The organism is Rhodoferax sp. GT1R46 (assembly GCF_056521285.1).
The window spans coordinates 12,093-32,497 of record NZ_JBWMBC010000012.1; the positions used below are offsets into that span (position 1 = coordinate 12,093).

At 60.5% G+C, this 20,405-nt stretch carries 15 protein-coding genes; 8 read left to right on the forward strand and 7 right to left on the reverse strand.

Annotated elements, in window-relative coordinates; genetic code table 11:
* The first annotated feature begins 28 nt into the window (after window positions 1–28).
* The 3 genes from AC097W_RS19560 to AC097W_RS19570 all read left to right on the forward strand — a co-directional run bounded on the left by AC097W_RS19560 (window position 29) and on the right by AC097W_RS19570 (window position 4,474).
* Window positions 29–3,202 carry an error-prone DNA polymerase gene (locus tag AC097W_RS19560; protein ID WP_479604313.1) on the forward strand — a complete coding sequence of 1,058 codons (3,174 nt, stop codon included), beginning with the start codon at window positions 29–31 and terminating at the stop codon, window positions 3,200–3,202.
* Window positions 3,203–3,385: 183 nt separating this feature from the next.
* On the forward strand, window positions 3,386–3,697 hold the full coding sequence (locus AC097W_RS19565; RefSeq protein ID WP_479604314.1) for a BON domain-containing protein: 312 nt from the start codon (window positions 3,386–3,388) through the stop codon (window positions 3,695–3,697).
* A 273-nt stretch (window positions 3,698–3,970) separates the two neighbouring features.
* Entirely contained in the window at window positions 3,971–4,474 is a 504-nt protein-coding gene (locus tag AC097W_RS19570) for a hypothetical protein (RefSeq protein WP_479604315.1), read from the forward strand.
* Between the two features lies 1 nt (window position 4,475).
* Here AC097W_RS19570 and AC097W_RS19575 read toward each other — a convergent pair whose 3' ends face one another.
* Complete coding sequence (locus tag AC097W_RS19575) at window positions 4,476–5,177, reverse strand: crotonase/enoyl-CoA hydratase family protein (protein WP_479604316.1); 702 nt, start codon at window positions 5,175–5,177, stop codon at window positions 4,476–4,478.
* Between the two features lie 156 nt (window positions 5,178–5,333).
* Between AC097W_RS19575 and AC097W_RS19580 the strand changes: the two genes are divergently transcribed.
* Window positions 5,334–8,999 (forward strand): DUF748 domain-containing protein, encoded by a 3,666-nt coding sequence (locus AC097W_RS19580; protein ID WP_479604317.1) that lies wholly within the window; start codon window positions 5,334–5,336, stop codon window positions 8,997–8,999.
* Between the two features lie 2 nt (window positions 9,000–9,001).
* On the opposite strand, the gene AC097W_RS19585 is transcribed toward AC097W_RS19580, so the two are convergent.
* Window positions 9,002–10,021, reverse strand: a complete 1,020-nt coding sequence (locus tag AC097W_RS19585) for a pirin family protein (RefSeq protein WP_479604318.1) — start codon at window positions 10,019–10,021, stop codon at window positions 9,002–9,004.
* Between the two features lie 120 nt (window positions 10,022–10,141).
* On the opposite strand from AC097W_RS19585, the gene AC097W_RS19590 reads away from it, so the two are divergent.
* Both AC097W_RS19590 and AC097W_RS19595 read left to right on the forward strand, forming a co-directional pair.
* The gene (locus AC097W_RS19590) at window positions 10,142–11,326 is read left to right on the forward strand and encodes a sialidase family protein (protein ID WP_479604319.1); all 1,185 of its coding nucleotides are present in this window, start codon (window positions 10,142–10,144) and stop codon (window positions 11,324–11,326) included.
* Window positions 11,323–11,997 carry a hypothetical protein gene (locus tag AC097W_RS19595; protein WP_479604320.1) on the forward strand — a complete coding sequence of 225 codons (675 nt, stop codon included), beginning with the start codon at window positions 11,323–11,325 and terminating at the stop codon, window positions 11,995–11,997. The genes AC097W_RS19590 and AC097W_RS19595 overlap by 4 nt, the downstream gene beginning before the upstream one ends.
* Here AC097W_RS19595 and AC097W_RS19600 read toward each other — a convergent pair.
* The 5 genes from AC097W_RS19600 to metK all read right to left on the reverse strand — a co-directional run bounded on the left by AC097W_RS19600 (window position 11,983) and on the right by metK (window position 18,503).
* Complete coding sequence (locus tag AC097W_RS19600) at window positions 11,983–13,674, reverse strand: AMP-binding protein (RefSeq protein ID WP_479604321.1); 1,692 nt, start codon at window positions 13,672–13,674, stop codon at window positions 11,983–11,985. The genes AC097W_RS19595 and AC097W_RS19600 overlap by 15 nt on opposite strands.
* 127 nt (window positions 13,675–13,801) lie before the next feature.
* Window positions 13,802–15,571 (reverse strand): ArnT family glycosyltransferase, encoded by a 1,770-nt coding sequence (locus AC097W_RS19605; RefSeq protein ID WP_479604322.1) that lies wholly within the window; start codon window positions 15,569–15,571, stop codon window positions 13,802–13,804.
* A gap of 21 nt (window positions 15,572–15,592) precedes the next feature.
* Window positions 15,593–16,084 carry a GtrA family protein gene (locus tag AC097W_RS19610; protein WP_479604323.1) on the reverse strand — a complete coding sequence of 164 codons (492 nt, stop codon included), beginning with the start codon at window positions 16,082–16,084 and terminating at the stop codon, window positions 15,593–15,595.
* The gene (locus tag AC097W_RS19615; protein ID WP_479604324.1) at window positions 16,081–17,304 is read right to left on the reverse strand and encodes a glycosyltransferase family 9 protein; all 1,224 of its coding nucleotides are present in this window, start codon (window positions 17,302–17,304) and stop codon (window positions 16,081–16,083) included. The genes AC097W_RS19610 and AC097W_RS19615 overlap by 4 nt, the downstream gene beginning before the upstream one ends.
* Before the next feature lie 17 nt (window positions 17,305–17,321).
* Window positions 17,322–18,503, reverse strand: coding sequence for a methionine adenosyltransferase (gene metK / locus AC097W_RS19620; RefSeq protein ID WP_479604325.1), 1,182 nt, complete (start codon window positions 18,501–18,503; stop codon window positions 17,322–17,324).
* A gap of 189 nt (window positions 18,504–18,692) precedes the next feature.
* On the opposite strand from metK, the gene AC097W_RS19625 reads away from it, so the two are divergent.
* The gene (locus AC097W_RS19625; RefSeq protein ID WP_479604326.1) at window positions 18,693–19,523 is read left to right on the forward strand and encodes a lysophospholipid acyltransferase family protein; all 831 of its coding nucleotides are present in this window, start codon (window positions 18,693–18,695) and stop codon (window positions 19,521–19,523) included.
* Window positions 19,524–19,546: 23 nt separating this feature from the next.
* Window positions 19,547–20,386 carry a lysophospholipid acyltransferase family protein gene (locus AC097W_RS19630; RefSeq protein ID WP_479604327.1) on the forward strand — a complete coding sequence of 280 codons (840 nt, stop codon included), beginning with the start codon at window positions 19,547–19,549 and terminating at the stop codon, window positions 20,384–20,386.
* Window positions 20,387–20,405: the final 19 nt, after the last annotated feature.

Sequence of the window (20,405 nt, forward strand, 5' to 3'; positions counted from 1 at the left end):
TTATACTGTATTTTTATACAGTATTTATATGGAGATTGTTGACCCCCATCCTGCCTACGCCGAGCTGCATTGCCTGAGCAATTTCAGCTTTCAGCGGGGTGCTTCGCAGCCTGAAGAACTGGTGGAGCGTGCGGTTGCGCTGGGCTATAGCGCGCTGGCCATTACCGACGAATGCTCGGTGGCGGGCGTGGTGCGTGCGCACGGCGAGGCGCGAAAACCGGGCTCGCTGGGTTTGAAACTGCTGCTGGGGGCTGAATTCCGGGTCAGCCGCGCCGGCACGGATTCGGGTTTCACCGTCATTGCCCTGGCGCACCATTTACAGGGCTGGGGCAATTTGTGTGAATTCATCACCGTGGCACGGCGGGCGGCGCCCAAAGGCGAATACCAGGTGGGCTGGAGCGGTCCGGAGAACCAGGCGCTGTGGGCGCGGTTGCAGGGATGCGAGATTCTTTTGGCCTTCTCATCTGCTATCAATATAGAAGCGGCTTGCGCAATAGCGACGGGGGCTAGAGCCCTGTTTGGCTTGAATTTGTGGTTGGCAGTTCCAGCGCGCCTGGGCCCGGACGACGCTTTGCAGTTGCACCGTTTGCAGCAGCTGGCGCAGCTCACCGGCGTGCCGCTGGTGGCGGCAGGCGATGTGCGCATGCATGTGCGCTCGCGCAAGCCCTTGCACGATGTGCTTACGGCCGTGCGCCTGGGCAAACCGGTCGCCGAATGCGGCTTTGCGCTGCAGCCCAATGCCGAGTCGCACCTGCGCTCCCGCGCGCGCCTGGCGGCGATTTACCCAGCGGCACTGCTGGCCAATACCTTGGTTGTGGCGGAACGGTGCAACTTTGGTCTGGAAGCGCTGCGCTACCACTATCCGCTCGAAGCGGTGCTGCCCGGCCACACCCCGGCGCAGACGCTGCGCCAGTACACACAGGAGGGCGCGCAGATACGGTACCCGCAGGGCGTTCCTTCCTCGGTACAAGGGCAACTGGAGCATGAGCTGGCGCTGATTGCCGAGCTGAAATACGAGATGTATTTTTTGACCGTGCATGACATCGTGCGCTTTGCCCGCGAGAAAAACATCCTGTGCCAGGGCCGTGGCTCGGCGGCCAACTCGGCGGTGTGCTACTGCCTGGGGGTGACCGAGGTGGACCCGTCGCGCAGCAGTGTGCTGTTTGAACGCTTCATCAGCCGCGAGCGCGATGAGCCGCCCGATATTGATGTGGACTTTGAGCACCAGCGGCGCGAAGAGGTCATTCAATACATCTATGCCAAATACGGCCGCGAACGTGCCGCCATTACCGCGGTGGTGACCAGCTACCGCCCGCGCAGCGCGCTGCGCGATGTGGGGCGCGCACTCGAGATTCCAGATGACCTGATAGCGGCACTGGCCAAGGAGCATCCAGGCATGTACAGCCGGGCGGTGCTGGCGGAGCGTCTGCAAGCGGCCATTGACCGGCTGGGGCCCGGGTTCCAGGTGCCACCTTCCGAGAGGCTGGAACTGTGGGTGAACCTGAGCACCCAGCTGCAGCGTTTTCCGCGCCACCTGAGTCAACATGTGGGCGGCTTTGTGCTCACCCAGGGCCCACTCACCCGCCTGGTGCCGGTAGAGAACGCGGCCATGCCGGACCGATCCATCATCCAGTGGGACAAGGATGATCTGGACGCCGTGGGCCTGTTGAAGGTGGATGTGCTGGCCCTGGGCATGCTCAGCGCCATCCGCCGCTGTCTGGCGCTCATCAGCCAGTGGCGCGGCAAGACAATGCGCATGCAGGACATTCCGGCTGAGGACCAAGCTACCTACGACATGATCTGCAAGGCCGATACCGTGGGCGTGTTTCAGATCGAAAGCCGCGCGCAGATGAGCATGCTGCCGCGCCTCAAGCCGCGCTGCTTTTACGACCTGGTGGTAGAAGTGGCCATCGTGCGACCGGGCCCCATTCAGGGCGGTATGGTGCATCCGTATTTGAAGGCCCGTGCCAACCCCGAAGCCGTGGAGTACGCCAGTCCGGCACTCAAGGAGGCTCTGAAACGCACCCTGGGCGTGCCCATTTTTCAGGAGCAGGTAATGCAGGTGGCCATGGCCGCCGCCGATTTTTCTGCCGGAGAGGCGGACCAGTTGCGCCGTTCCATGGCCGCCTGGAAACGCAAGGGCGGCGTGCACAAGTTCTACGACCGGCTGGTGGGCGGCATGCGCAAGAATGGCTACACGCAGGAGTTTGCCGACACGCTGTTCAAACAAATAGAAGGCTTTGGTGAATACGGATTTCCCGAGAGCCACGCGGCCAGCTTTGCCTTGCTGGTGTATGTGAGCTGCTGGCTCAAGCACCATGAGCCAGCGTGCTTTTTGGCCGCCATGCTCAACAGCCAGCCGCTCGGGTTCTATGGTCCTGCGCAACTGGTGCAGGACGCCCAGCGCCACGGTGTGGATGTGCGTGCAGTGGATGTGGCGCACAGCGATTGGGATTGCACGCTGGAGCCCGGTGGCCATGCCCAACCCGCCATTCGCCTGGGCCTTCGTATGGTCAGCGGCTTGCGCCAGAGAGTGGCGGACGGCATTGCAGCGGAGCGCGCTCAGGCACCATTCACCAGCACCCAGAACCTGGCGCTGCGCTGCAGCCTGAACGAGGGTGATCTCAAAACACTGGCCAGTGCGGACGCGCTGCGGTCCCTTTCCGGCCACCGTCGCCAGCAGGTATGGGACGCATCGGCCCTGAAACCCGCCCCCGAGCTTCTCAAAGGGGTCCCTGTGGACGAAGATGATTTGCTGTTTATTCCAGCCGAAGAGGGCGAAGAAGTGGTGTTTGATTACGCTGCGGTAGGCCTCACTTTGCGCAGCCACCCCTTGGCCCTGCTGCGTGCGCAACTCTCAAAACAGAAGCTGCTGACAGCTAGGCAAATGGCGACCATGCCCAGTGGTCGCCTGGTGCGCGCCTGCGGAATTGTCACCATGCGCCAGCAACCCCAAACTGCAAAGGGTGTGGTTTTCATTACGCTGGAAGATGAGACCGGCAGTGTGAATGTGATCGTCTGGAAATCCGTCAAGGAGCGTTTTCGCCAGGAGGTTTTTCGCGCACGCCTGATGGCGGTGTATGGCGTGTGGCAGCGGGATGAAGAGAGCGGTGGTGAAGTGCGCCACGTGATCGCCAAGCGCCTGGTGGACCTGACACCGATGCTGGGTGAGCTGGCCACCAGCAGCCGGGATTTTCACTAAGTGCGTCGTTTTTACGCACCCATGGCGACGGGGTTTTGCGATGCAGTCATACTTTGTTACAAAAATTTGTGGAGTTGATTCGCTTCGTGCGCCATCGAACAGACGCTTAATGCGTGTGTGAATAAGCTGCAGTTCAGGGATCAGATCTTTGCAGGCTAATTTTTTTCACAGGACAAACACATCATGAAGCAACTCAAACTTATTTCCATCTTGCTGGGTGCCATCGCTTTGACTTCCATCGTGGGCTGCGCATCCACCAACAAACAGGAAAGCGCGGGCCAATACGTTGACGACAGTGCTATTACCACCCGGGTCAAGACGACGATCTTCAACGATCCGTATTTGAAGTCAACCGAAATCAACGTGGAGACATTCAAAGGTCGTGTTCAGCTCAGTGGTTTTGTGAATTCCCAGGCAGCCATCAATCGAGCAGTTGTGGTGACCCAAGGCGTTGCCGGCGTGACATCTGTCAAGAACGACATGCAACTCAAATAGGGAAATTTAGCCATACCGTGCGTCAGCAGTTCAAATAGAGGCCATCCAATGAGAATCCACCACACTGTCACAGGCTTGCTCCTTACTTCGTTGCTGGTCGCGTGTGGTGGGGGTGGGGGTGGGGGTGGGGGTAGCGCGCCAGTGACGACAGGTCCCGTCATTTCAACGCTGTCATTCCCGTTTCAAAGCGCAAACAGTGCGCTCATAGCGAATGGGTACACAAAGACTTACACCATATCGGGGGATTGCACAGGAACTGCAACAGATACCGCGATGCCCGCTGCGGCGGTGACAGGCGGAGCAACCTTTGGTTCTGGTTCAACAGTCGGGCAGCAATCAGTGCAGCAAACGCTCTCCATCAACTTCACGAGTTGCACCGCGTCGTCCAGTGTGTCAACGGCGATCAGCTACTTTGACAGCAACTACACGCCCCAGGGCAGTGTAGCTAGCGCCATTTCTCGCGTTTACCTGACGCCCCCTGTCATTCCGGCGTCGGTAGTCGTTGGAAGCGGGGGGCGTATCGGGACATTAACCAATTACGATCGATCGCCCACTCCAGCTGTCATTGGGACAACCGATGTGAGTTACCTTGTGGTGCCCGAAACAGCCACCACGGCCATTTTAAATTTGACGTCCGTTAATGCCGATAATGCCGGCACGGTCATCAGTACCGAGCAGGACCGGTACCGGATTGGCATCACGGGAGCATTAACCCCGATTTCCATCGACATTCTCCAAAATGTCACAGCCGGTCCGAAACATCTGGTTTTCCAGTAATTCAGCCAGCCGCCTGCAGGGGAATCAACCTGTCGACAGCGATAGCGCTGTCCAGCGCATCAAGTAACTCCTTGCGCACCTTGAGTTTCGTGTTCTTGTGGGCCGACATATTGAGCGTTTTCAATTGCTCCGCCACCTCGTTGGCAGCCGGCAACAGTTGGTCCGCCGATTCGACTCTGTCCAGAAACCCCGCGGCCAATGCGCCCTGCGGGTTGAACATCTCGGCATTGATGACGCTGCGCTGAAATACGGGTGTGCTCAGCCGATCACGCGCCAGGGCAATACCCACGTGGTGCATGGTCATGCCAATCCGGACTTCATTGAGTCCAATGTTGAACGGCCCCTCGACACCGATACGGTAGTCGGCTGATAGCAGCAAAAACGCCCCCTTGGCCACGGCATGACCCGGGCACGCCACGATGACCGGAAACGGGTGTGCGAGCATGCGGCGCGCCAGTGTGGACCCCGCAGTCACCAGGTCCATGGCCTGCTGGGGGCCGGACACCATGACCTTCAGGTCATAGCCGCCGCTCAGAATGCCGGGCCGACCGGTCACGATCACGATCGCACGATCCTGCTCGGCCTGGTCCAGCGCACGGTTGAAGTCGGCTATCAGATCGGGGGAAACAGCATTGACCTTGCCGTTGTTCAGGGTCAGGGTGGCCACGCCATTCTGCAGGCTGTAGATAACCAATGGGTTCATGATCAAGGTCCGGTCGGTTGGAAGTTCACCAGTCTAACTCCGGGTGCGGGCTTCAAGCCGATCGGCACCGACCTGTTTTTGTGCACGGTGTTGGTGGACAATCACCGCCAAAGCGGGGTTGCACCACCCCCAGCAAAGACCACCTGACCACCCCGCATGAATTCCCTCATGACCCTTTTATCGAATCCTTCCGGCTGGAAACGCCGCGCCGCTTTCGGCGTGGGCGGCATCTTCTTGCTCTGGGCATTGGCCTGGCTGGCGGTTCCGCCCTTGCTCAAGAGCCAGATCGAGGCCCAAGGCAGTGCGGCGCTGGGCCGCAAGCTCACCTTGGGCGCGATCGATTTCAAACCGTGGACACTGGAGCTCACGCTGACCGATCTGGCCATTGCCACGGCCGATGGACGCGACAGCCAGTTCAAAGTGGCCCGTGTGTATGTGGATGCCGAGCTGGAGTCCATTTTTCGCCTCGCGCCGGTACTGGATTCGGTGGTGGTAGAGGCCCCCGAATTGAAGCTCACGCATACGGGTGGCGGCCATTACGACATCGATGGCATCATTCGCCGCCTGAGCGAGCCGTCGCCCGACCCTGCATCGGGTCTAGTCCATTTTGCGTTCTACAACCTGGAACTGCGTGACGGCAAGGTGGACTTCACGGACACACCCATGGCGCGAGAGCACAGCCTGCAGAAACTCCATGTCACCGTACCATTCCTGAGCAATCTGGATGCCAAGCGAGACATCAAGGTAGAGCCGCGACTGGCGTTTGTGCTCAACGGCAGCGCGTTTGACACCGCTGCCCAGGGCACTCCTTTTGCGCAGATTCGCAAGGGGGACGGCAAGCTGAAGATCACCGGGCTGGACCTGGCGCCGTATCTGGCCTATCTGCCGGTGGGTCTGCCCGTGCAACCCAAAGGGGCGGTCATCGACGCCGATCTGCGCGTGGATTTTGTGAAGACGCCCAAAGTGGCGCTTTCGCTGTCGGGCACCGTCAAAGTGTCTGCCCTGAAGCTGGCGGATGCCAGCGGCGCAGACCTGCTGGGGGTGGAGTCGATAGCGGCCACCTTGTCCGATGTACGCCCCCTGGAGCAGGTGGCCAAGCTGGCGTCGCTGGAGCTTACCGGTCCGAAACTGCGGGCCGTGCGCAACCGTGCCGGTGCGCTGAACCTGGATTTTTCGCCTTCCTCATCGTCGCCACATGCTATAAAAAAAGGAGCTGCTTCCGCAGACTCTACGGGGGCTACGGGCTTAAATGACCCTAAATCCCCGGGTGCGAAGGCCTGGACGCTGGAGCTGACACGTTTCGCCCTGCACAAGGGCGAAGTGAGTTGGGCCGACGAGAGCACCCGGCCCCATGCCCGCATGGCACTGACCGATGTGGAGTTGCAGGCCGACGCCGTTCACTGGCCGTTTGCGCAGACCTCCGCCCAGTTCTCTGGCTCGCTTGCAGTGGCTGGCAAGGGCCAAGTCGCTCAGTTGACATTTGGGGGCCAGGGAACCGATGGTGCGGGCAAGGTGCACGCCACCGTGGCCGACTTCGGCCTGGTCAGTGCAGCGCCCTACGTGGCACTTTATCTGGAGCCCCGACTCCGTGGTGCGATGGATGCCGAGCTGGACGCCGTCTGGCAGGCGGACGGCGTGCAGGTGGCCGTGCAAAGGCTGGCCTTGCGCGACGCCGTATTGCAGTCCGACAAAGGCGGCGATTTGGCCAAACTCAAGGCGCTTGACGTGACCGATGCGCGGATCGACGTCAAAAATCAAAGCGTTCGCATCGGAAAAATCGCCTTGCGTTCGCCCAGCGGCAGCGTGCAACGCGGGGAAGACGGGCGGTGGATGGTGGAGCAATGGCTCCGGTCTTCTCCCGCCGCAGGAGAACCGGCAAAAGCCGGCAAGCCGTGGCGTGTCGCAGTCGACGATCTGGACATAGGCGACGGCACCGTGGCGTTCGCAGACCATAGCCTTGCCAAACGGGTGCGCCTGTCGGTCTCAAGCCTGAACCTGCGCATGCAAAATCTGGCGTTGGACGGCAAGAAGCCCGCGCCATTGGCGGTGTCCGCACGCATCAAGTCGGGCCAGACCGAGCCGGGCACTTTGGCCTACAAGGGAACAGTCATGTGGGACCCGGTACTGGTGCGGGGCAGTCTGGACATGCGGAACATTCCCGCGCATGCGCTGGCCCCCTATTTTGCAGACCAGCTCAACGTGGAGTTGCTTCGCGCGGATGCCAGTTTCAAAGGGCAGGTGCGCTACGCCCCCGGCCCGGCGGGCGACCGGGTGGACCTCAAGGGTGATGCTGCACTGGACGACTTTCGCGCCAACAGCATTGCGTCGGGTGAGGGTGCCCTGCGGGTGGGCGAGGAGTTGCTGAGCTGGAAGTCGCTCACCGTGCCCGGCGTACAGCTGGCCCTGGCCCCCGGAGTGGCGACCCGGCTCACGGTGCGCGAGGCCGCATGGGCCGACTTTTTTGCGCGGGTGGTGGTCTATGAAAATGGACGGCTCAACCTGCAGGACGTGGTGAAAGACCGCAACGCACCGACGGCGGCCACGCCCGATTTGGCCGCATCCGCTCCCGCACCCGTTGCGCCGGTGCCCGTTGTCCCCGTAGCCGCGGCCACCACCCCGCTGGGTGCCATCATCCAGATCGGCCCCATCAGTCTGGTCAATGGCAAGGTGCTGTTTTCGGACCGTTTCATCAAGCCCAACTATTCCGCGGACCTGAGCGAGCTCACGGGCAAATTGAGTCAATTTTCATCGGTGCCCGATGGCGGCGTCATGCAGCTGGCTGACGTGGATGTGCGTGGGCGTGCCGAGGGCACCGCTTCGCTGGAGATAACCGGCAAGGTCAACCCGCTGGCGCGTCCCGTAGCGCTGAATATTCATGGCCGTGTGCGTGATCTTGAGTTGCCACCCCTGTCACCCTATGCGATCAAGTACGCAGGCTACGGTATTGATCGTGGCAAGCTGAGCGTGGATGTGAACTACGCCATCCTGCCCGATGGACAGCTCACGGCGACCAACAATATTGTTCTCAACCAGCTGAGATTTGGCGACAAGGTGGAAGGGGCACCCAACAGCCTGCCGGTCAAACTCGCGGTCGCTTTGCTGGCAGATCGCAACGGGGTGATCGACATCAACCTGCCCGTCAGTGGCTCCATCAACGACCCGCAGTTCAAGCTGGGGCCCGTGGTGTTCAAGCTCATTACGAACCTGATTGTGAAAGCGATCACGGCACCGTTCAGCCTGCTGGCCAGTGCATTGGGCGGAGGCGGGGATGAGCTGGGAACGGTTCCCTTTGCAGCCGGTAGCAGCGTGCTGAGCGCGGACGCGCGGGCGGGCTTGAACAAGGTGGCCAAAGCCCTTGCCGACCGACCCGCCCTGAAAATGACCGTAACCGGTACGGCATCGCTGGAGGCTGAGCGCGAGGCCGTCAAGCGGGAGCGCCTGGGCGCGCTGCTAATGGCCGAGAAACGCCGCCGCTCCGTGGTTGCCGGGCAGGATGGCGCAGAGACGCCAGCGGTAACGGACGCGGAGTACCCCGATCTGCTTAAGGCCGTTTACCGGCGCGCCGACATCCCTAAACCGCGCAACTTGGTGGGCTTGACCAAAGACATCAGCGTGGTCGAGATGGAGTCGCTGTTGATGACCAGCATGGGTGTGACGGAAGACGACCTGCGGGCGCTGGCGTTGCAGCGCGGGGTGGCGGTCAAGGACTACCTTGCGGCCCGTCAACTGCCAGCCGAGCGCCTCTTTTTGGGGGGCGTAAAAGTGATTGCTCCCCAGAATGGCTGGAAACCGCAGGCCGAGTTGAGCCTGACGGCCAATTGAGCCTAGCGTTCTTCAAGTTCGCCATTGGCGTGCAACGCGAAACGGCCTTTGTCACGCGGGTGCACCGGGTTGTTCTTCGGCCAGGGCCAGCCGCCAAATTCAGTGGCGCGGTAGTCGGCAAAGGCCTGGTGGACTTCGGCCTGCGTATTCATGACAAAAGGGCCGTATTGCGCAACGGGCTCTGCGATCGGCCGGCCTTGCAGCACGAGCAATTCGCACACGGTATCTCCTGCAACCAGCTCGACGGACTGGTTGGCCTTTACTTCAATCGCAGAGCTCGCGGGTACGTTCTGCCCGTCAATGCGCAGGTGTGAACCGTTGAAGAAATAGAGTTGACGGCGTGTGTCAGCCCGCTGTGCGGCCGGAATTGTCCAGTGCGCGCCGGCTTCCAGACGGATGGTGAAGATAGCGACTTCGGAATCTACCTCTGATGCCCATGAATCGGGCGGCGGAGGGAGCCCCTGGACCTCGTTCAGTGATCCGGCAATGCACACCACGTCGCAGGCTTTGCCCTGCGCATCGGTGGCGTGCACACGGGCGATTTTCTCGTGCCAAAACATGGTGAAGTGCGGCTCGACCATCTTGTTCTTCGCCGGCAGATTCAGCCAGATCTGGAACAGTTCCAGCGGGTTCGGTTGGTCTTGCCGGGTGAGGGGAAACATCTCGCAATGCACGATGCCTTTGCCTGCGGTGAGCCACTGCACATCGCCACCGCCGAAGCGCGCCGTGGCGCCCACCGAGTCGGAGTGGTCAATCAAGCCCTGGCGCACGATGGTGACGGTTTCAAACCCCCGGTGAGGGTGCGACGGGAATCCCGGAATGGTGGACCCGTGGTACATGCTCCAGCCATCCTTGCCGGCAAAATCCTGGCCGATGTTGCGGCCCGCCAGAGAGGCATCCGGCCCCATGTCGGCATTACCCTTCGGATAGGCATCGTCGTGGTGCACACAAAACAAAAAGGGGTCAAGCGTTTGCCAGGGAAAGCCCAGTGGCTGCACGTTGAGGATGCTGGTTGCGGACATGGTGGTATTCAGTATTGGTTGCCGGTACGCCCATTGTCCGGGAAACGCCGGCCTCTTGTTATCAGCCACTAAGATACACATGTTTTATACGCATGTTTTCTCTTTGCAGGCCTGCCTCTTTTGTCACTTACACCGTCTCTTCGCTCTGTTTATTGGCGCCTGTTTTTTGCCGTGCTGGCCGGTGTTGTCATTCTGGCGCTGGATAGCCTGCAGCGCTCGCCATCCCTGGACGCTGCCGCTGCCGTGTGGATGAACCCTGCTATGCCGGACGTACGCACGTTGCAGGAGACCGCCCGAGGCGAGATTCCCATGCCTGCCGGTGCCGCCGCTGCACATGCCAGTTCCCTGCTGGTGATGCCCGAAAAAAATCCTGCCGCGTTGACGATTTTCTGGTTTTCGGGAGAGCGCGAGAGCGGCCCCCTGGTGCAGATTGCGGCGTCGCAATTCGACCGGGCCACCCAGCAGTGGTCGCCTCCGCGCTTTGTGGTCAATCGGCACGAAATGGGCAACCAACTGGGCTACGGTGTGCGTCGCCTGGGCAATCCGGTGGCGTGGACGGATGGCAAGGGCCGAATCCATCTATTTGTGGTTGCAACGGGGTGGGGCGGCTGGGCAGCCGCGCGCATCCTGCATGTGCGCCAGACCAGTACCGGCAACGGCTTGCAGGAGCTGGCCTTTGAGCCGGCTCAGGTGTTGCCCTTGTCCTGGTTGTGGAACACCAGTTTTCTGGTGCGCAACGCGCCCCTGCCTCTGGTCGACGGCGGCATGGTGTTGCCGGTTCATTTTGAACTGGGAATCAAGTACCCAGTCGCCCTGCGTTTTGACCGGGAAGGCACGTTCAAAGGCATGGTGCGGATGTCGCAGCGGCCCTACCTGTTGCAGCCGGCATTGATCATGCGGTCCCCTCACGAGTGGCTGGCGGTGATGCGCGACGAGCGGCCCAACGGAAAGATAGGTGCGGCAAGCACCGTCGACGGTGGCCAGCACTGGAGTGACTTGCCCGATTTGGCACTGGACAACCCGGATGCGGCTGTTGCGGCTGTCGGCATGGCGCCGGGTCAGATGTTGCTGGCCCACAACTCGTCGCCGGGTTCACGCGCCAAGCTGGATCTGAGTCAATCAAGCGATGGACGCCACTGGACGCGGGTCCAGACCCTGGAGCACGGCGCGTCCGAAGACGAGTTTTCTTACCCGGCCATGGCCTGGGCCGACAGCAGTTTGTGGATCAGCTACACCGTGGATCGCCAGCGCATTGCGTGGCAGCGGTTTGCGGTGGGTTCTGCGCAACCGGGAGCCAAGCCGTGAACGCGGCAGGTTGGGGGTGGGTCACCCCGTTGCTGTCCAGCGACTCACCTCTGTTGCCCACAGCCTGGGTGATGCAGTGGGCACTGCACTTGTCGTGGAGTGTGGTGTTGGCGTGGCTGGGTGCCAGCGTGGTGGGGTATTGGTCGCAGCGCAAGCCGCTTCTATGGAGTACGGCGCTGGGGCTGGCATGCTGGTCATGGATACCGGGGCCCTATGCTCCCGTGCACTGGCTGGGCCTGGCGTTTCAGGCGCCCAGCCTGGTGACCGTTTTACTGTGTGCTGTGAACCTGCACGCGCGGCTCTTTTCTGCCCGGACTTTGAAACGGTCTGCAGAGCCCACGCCTCGGGCCTCTCTGGCGCTGGCTGCGTTGGGCGTGCTGGCGGGCTGGGCCTTGCTGCTCGACACCTTCGCCTGGTTGCCGGTGCAGCTCTACCAGTGGGGCTTTAGCCCGGCTGCGTCCGCACTGATGTTGCTGGTTGTTTTGGTTCCGTGGGTCATTGGCCGCGCCGAAAGAAGAGCGGGCATCATGATATGGGTGGCACCGCTTGCTATCGTGTTGTTCGTGGTCTTGCGGCTGCCCACGGGCAATCTATGGGACGCCGTTCTAGATCCGTGGCTGTGGATTGCGTTGCATGTGGTCGCAGTTCGGTACTATTCAGTGCGCCGCTGAAACTTCGCTTTGAGTGCCCCGCAACTGGCGACGAAGAATTTTCCCCAGATTGGTTTTAGGCAGGGGTTCGGTGCGGAACTCGATGATCTTGGGTATCTTGTAGTCCGTCAGGTGCTTGCGGCAATGCGCCAGCAAGTCTTCCTCAGTCAGCGCAGGGTCGGCTTTGACTACGAAGATCTTCACCACTTCACCCGACCGTTCGTCGGGCACGCCAATGGCGGCCACTTCCTGCACGCCCGGGTGTAACGCCACGGCATCTTCAATCTGGTTCGGAAAAACCTTGAAGCCGGAGACCACAATCATGTCCTTCTTGCGGTCGGTGATCTTGAAGTAGCCGCGCTCGTCCATGAAACCCATGTCGCCCGTGCGCAGCCAGCCGCCACGGGTAAAGACCTTGGCGGTTTCATCCGGCCGGTTCCAGTAGCCGGCCATGACCTGGGGCCCACGTATACAGATTTCGCCCACTCCTCCCAATGGCATTTCCTGGTCATCTTCGTCAAAAATGATGGCCTGGGTCGACGGAAATGGCATGCCGATGGTGCCTGTCCACTCTTCGATATTGAGCGGGTTGCAGATGGCGCCGGGCGACGTCTCGGTCAATCCATAGGCTTCGATGATGGGCACGCCGGTTGCCTTCTTCCAGCGCTCGGCTACCACGCGCTGTACCGCCATACCCCCTGCGTTGACCACCTTCAGTGTGTGCAGATCTACCTCGGAAAACTCAGGCGCATCCAGCAGCGCCCGGTACAGGGTGTTGACACCGACCATGGCCGTCACCGGATACTTTTTGAGGTCGTGGATGAACGCATGCATGTCCCGTGGATTGGTGATCAGGACGGTATGGGCGCCGATCTTCATAAACACCAGGCTGGAGTTCAGTGCATAGACGTGGTACAGCGGCAAGGGGCAGACAAACACTTCCTTGCCATCCAGCAGGTCATGGGCAATCCATGCACCCACCTGCTCCAGGTTGGCAACCATGTTGCCGTGTGTCAGCACGCCGCCCTTGGCGACTCCGGTCGTACCGCCGGTGTACTGCAAAAACGCGGTGTCGCTGTGATCCAGCGCAATGTGCTGCAGGGTCTCTTTCGCACCCGTGCGCAAAGCGGCGTTGAATTCCGTGGTGTCAGCAATGTCCCAGGATGGAACCATTTTCTTCACGTACTTGACCACCACGTTGGTGACCAGTTCTTTGACCACCGGCAGCATATCGCCGACTTCGGTCGTAATGACGTTCAGGCTCAAAGTGGGGTTTTTTGCCAGCACCTCCTGCAAGGTATGCGCAAAATTTTCCAGCACCACGATGGCAACGGCCCCCGAGTCCTTGAGTTGGTGCTCCAGCTCCGGCACGGTGTACTGCGGGTTGACATTCACGACCACCAAACCCGCCCGCAACACGCCGAAGAGCGCCACGGGATATTGCAGCAGGTTGGGCATCATCAGGGCCACGCGGTCCCCTTTGTGCAGCCCCAGCGTGTTTTGTAGATAGGCGGCAAAGTCTCGACTGTGGAGGTTGAGTTCAGCGTAGGTGAGCGTTGCGCCCATATTGCTATAGGCTGGCAAATCGGCAAATCGTCCGCAACTGGCCAGCAATACTTCGCGTAGCGAAGCGAACGCGTTGACATCCACTTCGGCCGGGATGCCTTGGGGATAATTCTTGATCCAGACTTGCTCCATGGTGGCCACTCCTGCGACGTATCAACAGGACTTACCGCAACCATTGCCATAAGGCCCTGCCGAGAAATGCACTATGGGGAAAACGCGCGCGAAACGCTTTGCGTATTATCAAAAAACCGATGAAAACTCAGCCCTCTGCCGGGGTTGTTTTGATGACCAGCCACTCGTGCCGAAACAACCACTCCTGCGGGTACCAGAGATTCTCCTGGGTGACTTCACCTTCCTTGTGTCGGCTTTTGACATGCCAGCGCGAGCCTATCAGCCGGCATTGGGGCACACAGCTGGGTTCTGGCTGGTCCAGGCTGTCCTGGAGCCACACCACGGCGTCGAATTGGTCTAGCAGGTAGGCCAGGCGCTCGACCGGTGGCATCTCGGGTGCGAGCGCTCCCGTGTTGCGTCCCTCGGCATCAAAGGGGGTGATATGTGCGCCCGGGAGCACAAAGTGAAAACGCTCATATTGGCCTGTGAATCCGTTGGGTACCGCAACGCGCTTGCCCTGCAGCTGGCTTTGCACTGCGGCGCTGTAGTGGGCGCCGGAAGTGCTCAAGGGTTCGACCATCAGGCCGAAGGTCGCGTACAAGGCCAGGCAGGCCACCAGCGTGGCCGCTCGACACCACTGTTTATGCAAAAATCCGGCGATAGCCCCCGTCAAACCTGCGCAGGCAGCTATCAAAGTCATAGCGGTTTGGATGGGGGTCGCAATCTGCATTTCACCCATGACCCAGCCGATGCGCGCCAGCATGACGAGTGCGGGCACTGCGATAACGAGGGTGATCCAGAAACCGGGTTTGGGAATCTTCTCCCATGCCAGTGCCATGACGATGGCCAGTGCCGGCATGGCTGGAATCACATAGCGTGCCGAGCGTTGGCTGGGAATGGTGAAGACGATCAGCCACACCGCCAGCCAGGCCAGCAGAATCCACAGGGCAGGGGAGAGCTGCGCATAGCTTGCGCGCTTGAAGGCGCGCGCCAGGCCCACCCAGCCAAGCCCCAGCACCGCAAAAAACAGCAGGCCTGCGTTTTCCGGGTAGGCCAGGAGCTGCGTCCACATCGGGTAGGCACCAAACAGTGCCGCGTGCCAATAGCCTTGCCCGCCCGACATCTTGCCGGCATTCTCGGCCACCACAAACTCCTGCCACACTGCAGAAGGGTCGGGATCCAGCACAAACCACAGGGCAAATATGCCCACGGCGATGACGGTGCTCCAGGTCACGCCCAGCGTCGTTTTGAAGGCAAAAGGCCAGCGCAAGGGGCGCTCGATCAGCAAGACGGCGCACCACAGTGCGGCCGCCGCGGGCGCGGCCAGGGCAAATGATTTGTAGGCGCAACCCAGACCGACCGCCATGCCAAACAGCGTGTAGGCCCAAAACCCTAAAGTCCGCGGGCCACTGCCACGCAGTTGCAGCCACAGAACCCACCACAGGGGCAGCGCCAGCCAGAAGGTCTCTGGCGCGGACGTCAAATACACCCGGCCATAACGGAAAGTGGAAAAAAACAGAAGATACAGCGCTGCCGCCAGGCACGCTGTACGCAAGCGCCCACTGATGCGGTGGGTGAAGAACGCCAGCAGGGCGGTGGTCAGAAAAGTGTAGATGACGCTGGGCAGGCGCAGCGCAAATAGGGACCATTGCTGACCCCAATCGCCTGCCGCGATGGCCTGCCAGATCAGCAGAGGTGGCTTGGTGTTGCGTGTGCCGATCAGCTCGGACTGCAGCGGCAGCCAGTGGCCTGATTCCGCCGTCATGCGGGCGATATGGATGTACACCATCTCATCGCCATTGGTCGGGGCATAGGGGCCGCCCAGGCCAAAAAGGTAAACCCCCATGGCCACCAGCACCAAAAGCATCCATGCCCGTTGGGTCAATGGGCTGTCGCCAGGCGTTGGCAGCGGGTTCATGGATTCGGAGCGACGCGGACTTTAGCGACGGCGGAAGGTTAACCGGTCGTTGACCAGAAAGTTGCTGACACTGGCGATCACGATGGCAATGACATTGGCCAGCAGGTAATGCAGGGCGTGGGCGAGCCAGAGCGTCAACCCATATTGCAGGGCGATGCCCAGCAGGGAGGCCAGGGTGTATTTGCCAAACTGGCTGACCAATGCGCGCGAAGAAGGACTCTCGTTGGCGGCGTTCAACGCTGCAAACTCGCGAATGCGGTCAGCCCAAGTCCACAGGCGGTTCCAGGTAAAGTTGTTGATGGTGGCCAGGGCAATGGCGAACGCAAGGGATGCGTACAGGCGACTGCGCGGAGATTCAATGCCCAGAAACAGGAACTCTTGCCCCAGGTACAGCACCACCATGTTGACCACGGTGCCGCTGGCCCCGACCAGTCCGAACTTGATATAGCGAAACCCTTTGAGCCATTCGATCAACTTAAATGCGCGCTGTTGCCAGCCGGTGGTTTGTGTCATGGGACGTTCAAAAACTGCAGCGCATCGGCCAGCACCGGGTCGGGCGCAATGCGTTTGAGGCACTGGTTGTCACCGTCGCAAAACGTCAGACGGTGGTTGTAGGCGGAAAGACATGGCGAGCAGGCAATGCCGGATTCAAGCACCTTGTTGCGCGTGCCCAGCGGGCCATACAGCTTGCCCGTTTCGGGTCCGAAGAAGACCATGGTCTGTATGGGCGTGAGCGTGGCAAAGTGACCCGGGCCGCCGTCGTTGGTGATCAACAAATGGGCGGCATGGAACAGCATCAGCAGTTCGCGGATGCTGCGGGTGTATCCCGTGAGATCAATGCATGCCTCGCTGTGGATTTTGTCGATGAGGTCTTTGGCCAGTTGCGCATCGTCTTTCAGGCCAATCAGTCCCACCGCATAGCCCGCACTGCATAGCCCTTGTGCGACCCGTGCGTAGTGGTTAGCCGGCCATGCGCGTTCAGGCAGGATGCCGCCGCCGGCATACATCAGCACCAGCTTGCGGCTTGCGGTGACGGGGTGGTCCGACTGCACTTTGTCGCGGTAGGCCGTAATCTCCCCATCGGCAAATGCGACCGAGAGTTCGGTCGTGACCGGAGTGTTGCGAATGGGCGCGGCCTTGTTGCGCGGCACACTGCCCGCCGAATCCAGTGCATCCACCAGCGATAAAAACTGTTTGCTGATGTGCTGATAGGGGTTGTAGGGAATAGCGTGGTTGATAAAGCTGCCGCGGTACAGGCCTTCCTGGGTGTGCGGTGTAAAGCCGACGCGCACCGGGGCACCGGTGGAGAAGGAGAGCAGGGCGCTGACGCGCGAAAACAATTCGCAGTCGATGACCGCGTCCAGTCCCAAACTGCGCATCGCGACACTCACCTTGAGAATGTCACGCACCAGGGAGCCGCCCGAGCTGTCGTCCAGACTGTGCATGCACTCCGGCGTGGTCAGTTGCAGCAGTTTGGAAACCTCCTGGTTCTTCTTGAGCTGCAGGACATGAATTTTCGCCGTCGGGTAGGTGCGGCGCAAAGCCGCAAACATGGGCCCCGCCAGCACAATGCTGCCCATCTCGGACAACAGAATCACCAAGATATGGCGCGGCTCTTTCGCAAGCCGGGCAGGTGTTCCCCAAAGACTGGTGAATCGCACCCACTGCGACACCACGCCACACAGAAGCTGGCCTGCCCAGCGATCAATAAAACGTTGTGTCTGCAGTTTCATGGGTGAACAGTCCTCGATTACAGACCCGCGGCAGCGCGCAGGGCTTGCGCCTTGTCGGTGCGTTCCCAGGTGAACTCGGGCTCTTCGCGGCCAAAGTGGCCATAAGCGGCGGTCTTTTCATAGATCGGGCGCAGCAGGTCGAGCATCTGAATGATGCCTTTGGGGCGCAAGTCAAAGAGTTCGTGGACCAAGGCCGCGATTTTCTCGTCAGAAATCACGCCAGTGCCTTCGGTGTATATCGTCACGTTCATCGGCTTGGCAACACCAATGGCGTACGCCACTTGAATCTGGCATTGTGTCGCCAGACCGGCCGCCACAATGTTCTTGGCGACGTAGCGTGCGGCGTAGGCCGCCGAGCGATCAACCTTGCTGGGGTCTTTGCCTGAGAAGGCGCCGCCGCCGTGGGGGCAGGCACCGCCGTAGGTGTCGACAATGATCTTGCGGCCCGTCAGGCCGCAATCGCCCTGCGGACCGCCGATGACGAAACGACCGGTGGGGTTGATCAGGTAACGGGTGTTTTGCAGCCATTCTTTTGGCAGCACCGGCTTGATGATTTCTTCGATGATGGCTTCAGTGAAGCTCGCCTTCATGGTGTGCTGGGTCTCGGACTGGTCCGGGCTGTGCTGGGTGGACAGCACCACGGTGTCGATGCTGTGGGGCTTGCCATTCACATAGCGCATCGTCACCTGGCTTTTGGCGTCCGGGCGCAGAAACGGCAGGCGGCCATCCTTGCGTAGTTGGGCCTGGCGTTCCATCAGGCGGTGCGCATAGTAAATAGGCGCAGGCATCAGTTCGGGCGTCTCATTGCAGGCGTAGCCGAACATCAGGCCTTGGTCGCCAGCACCAATGTTCAGGTGGTCGTCCGATGCGTGGTCCACGCCCTGGGCGATGTCGTTGCTTTGCTTGTCGTAAGCCACCAGCACGGCGCAGCCTTTGTAGTCAATGCCGTATTCAGTGTTGTCGTAACCGATGCGCTTGATGGTGTCACGCGCAACCTGTATGTAGTCCACATGCGCGTTGGTGGTGATCTCGCCGGCCAGTACCACCAGACCGGTGTTGGTCAGGGTTTCAGCGGCGACGCGCGAACGCGGATCCTGTTTGAAAATCGCGTCAAGAATTGCGTCCGAAATCTGATCCGCCACCTTGTCGGGGTGACCTTCAGAAACAGACTCGGATGTGAAGAGGAAATCGCTCGCCATGTGTGTGTACTCCAAGAAAACATCAAGTCGCGTTGCTTGGGCTTTGGAGCTTCGGCGAACGCTTTAGCAGAATTGTCAATATTGTCAATATTGACAAGGCACAATGGCATTCCGTTGAAGAAAGCCAGAGTGGGCGTCGCCCTGCAAGTAGTTCCGTAACTCAGCGACACGCATAATTTTATCCCAGACATGACCCCACTGTTCAAAATGCTGTCCTTCCTGCCGTTGTGGCTTCTGCACGGTTTGGGCTGGTTGCTGGGCTGGATTGCGTTCTTGGCGTCGCCGGTTTATCGGCAACGTTTTCGTGCGAATGTGTTGCAAGCCGGGTTTTCGCTCGCCGACTGGATGCCGGCGGTGGGCGCAGCCGGACAGTTGGTAAGTGAACTTCCTCGCCTGTGGTTGGGAAGGCCCGTCAGGATTCAGTGGGATGGTGCGCCGCATGTCGAGGAGGCACTGGCCCAAAAGCGGGGTATTGTGTTTTTAGCGCCCCATCTCGGCAGCTTCGAGATCACCGCCCAAGCGTATGCACAGCGCTTTGGGGCGCGCCAGCCGATGACCGTGCTGTTTCGGCCAGCCCGCCAGCCGTGGTTGCGCGATCTCATTGCTTCGGCGCGCTCGCGCCCCAACTTGAAGACTGCACCCACTACGATGGCTGGAGTCAAGCAACTGCTCAAGGCATTGCGCCATGGCGAGTCCGTGGGTTTGTTGCCCGATCAGGTGCCGCCGCACGGGCTGGGTGTCTGGGCCCCGTTCTTTGGCCGGCCCGCCTACACCATGACGCTGTCCGCAAGATTGGCCCAACAGACGGGGGCAGTGGTGCTGGTGGCTTGGGGTGAACGCATGAGTTGGGGACGCGGTTTCAAGGTTCATGTCATGCCTTTGAGGGAAGCACTGCCGGCGAATGCCGAGCAGGCAGCAATCCGCATCAATCAGGCCATGGAGCAACTGATAGCCCATTGTCCGCAGCAGTATCTGTGGCCTTATGCGCGGTACAAACAACCACGCCAGGAAGGCCTTTGATGCAGCATCCGGGTGTTCTCTTTATGCGGCTGATCGCCCCGCTGCCTCTAGCTTGGGTCCGGGCAATTGGTACGCTGCTCGGGTATTTGCTGTACTGGGTGGCCGTCCCGCGCCGCCGGGTGGCGATGATCAATCTGGCGCTGTGTTTTCCGCAGGAGCCCCCGGCACAGCGTCGTCGCTGGGCGCGCCAGACTTTCGTGTACTTCGCACAAGCGTGGCTCGACCGGTCCTGGCTCTGGCATGGCAACCCTGACACCGTGCGCAAGCGTCTGAAGCTCAAAGGGGCTTTGTCTGTGCTGGAAGGCCGCAAGCCAACGATCATCTTCGCGCCGCATTTCTACGGGCTCGACGCGGGTGGAACCGCGCTCAACCAGCAGGTCGATCGGCCCATGTGCAGCATCTACACGCCGCAGCGCAACCAGACGGTAGACCAGTGGTTGCATGACGGACGCAGGCGTTTTGGTCAATTGCGCCTGTTCCACCGGAATGACGGCGTCAAGGCCGTCGTCTCCGCCTTGCGCGCCGGTGATCTCTTGTATTTGCTGCCGGACATGAATTTTGGCCGCAATGAGTCGGTCTTTGTGCCTTTTTATGGTGTGCAGGCGGCCACCGTTCCATCGCTGTCGCGGTTTGCCAGGCTGGGCCGGGCCCAGGTGGTTCCTGTGGTTTCGCGCATGACCGATGCGGGGTATGAAATTGAGGTGATGCCCGCCTGGGAGAATTTTCCGAGTGACGATCCAATTGCAGACACAGCGCTGATGAATCTGCGTCTGCAGGGCTACATTGACACCATGCCTTCGCAGTATTACTGGGTGCACAAGCGCTTCAAGGATCAGCCAGACGGGGTGCCGGCGCCGTATTGAAAGTCGCCGCCTGGCGCGC

Coding starts and splice junctions, on each gene's coding strand:
- AC097W_RS19560 (WP_479604313.1), top strand. CDS start 29: ATGGAGATTGTTGACCCCCATCCTGCCTACGCCGAGCTGCATTGCCTG.
- AC097W_RS19565 (WP_479604314.1), top strand. CDS start 3,386: ATGAAGCAACTCAAACTTATTTCCATCTTGCTGGGTGCCATCGCTTTG.
- AC097W_RS19570 (WP_479604315.1), top strand. CDS start 3,971: ATGCCCGCTGCGGCGGTGACAGGCGGAGCAACCTTTGGTTCTGGTTCA.
- AC097W_RS19575 (WP_479604316.1), bottom strand. CDS start 5,177: ATGAACCCATTGGTTATCTACAGCCTGCAGAATGGCGTGGCCACCCTG.
- AC097W_RS19580 (WP_479604317.1), top strand. CDS start 5,334: ATGAATTCCCTCATGACCCTTTTATCGAATCCTTCCGGCTGGAAACGC.
- AC097W_RS19585 (WP_479604318.1), bottom strand. CDS start 10,021: ATGTCCGCAACCAGCATCCTCAACGTGCAGCCACTGGGCTTTCCCTGG.
- AC097W_RS19600 (WP_479604321.1), bottom strand. CDS start 13,674: ATGGAGCAAGTCTGGATCAAGAATTATCCCCAAGGCATCCCGGCCGAA.
- AC097W_RS19605 (WP_479604322.1), bottom strand. CDS start 15,571: ATGAACCCGCTGCCAACGCCTGGCGACAGCCCATTGACCCAACGGGCA.
- AC097W_RS19610 (WP_479604323.1), bottom strand. CDS start 16,084: ATGACACAAACCACCGGCTGGCAACAGCGCGCATTTAAGTTGATCGAA.
- AC097W_RS19615 (WP_479604324.1), bottom strand. CDS start 17,304: ATGAAACTGCAGACACAACGTTTTATTGATCGCTGGGCAGGCCAGCTT.
- metK (WP_479604325.1), bottom strand. CDS start 18,503: ATGGCGAGCGATTTCCTCTTCACATCCGAGTCTGTTTCTGAAGGTCAC.
- AC097W_RS19625 (WP_479604326.1), top strand. CDS start 18,693: ATGACCCCACTGTTCAAAATGCTGTCCTTCCTGCCGTTGTGGCTTCTG.
- AC097W_RS19630 (WP_479604327.1), top strand. CDS start 19,547: ATGCGGCTGATCGCCCCGCTGCCTCTAGCTTGGGTCCGGGCAATTGGT.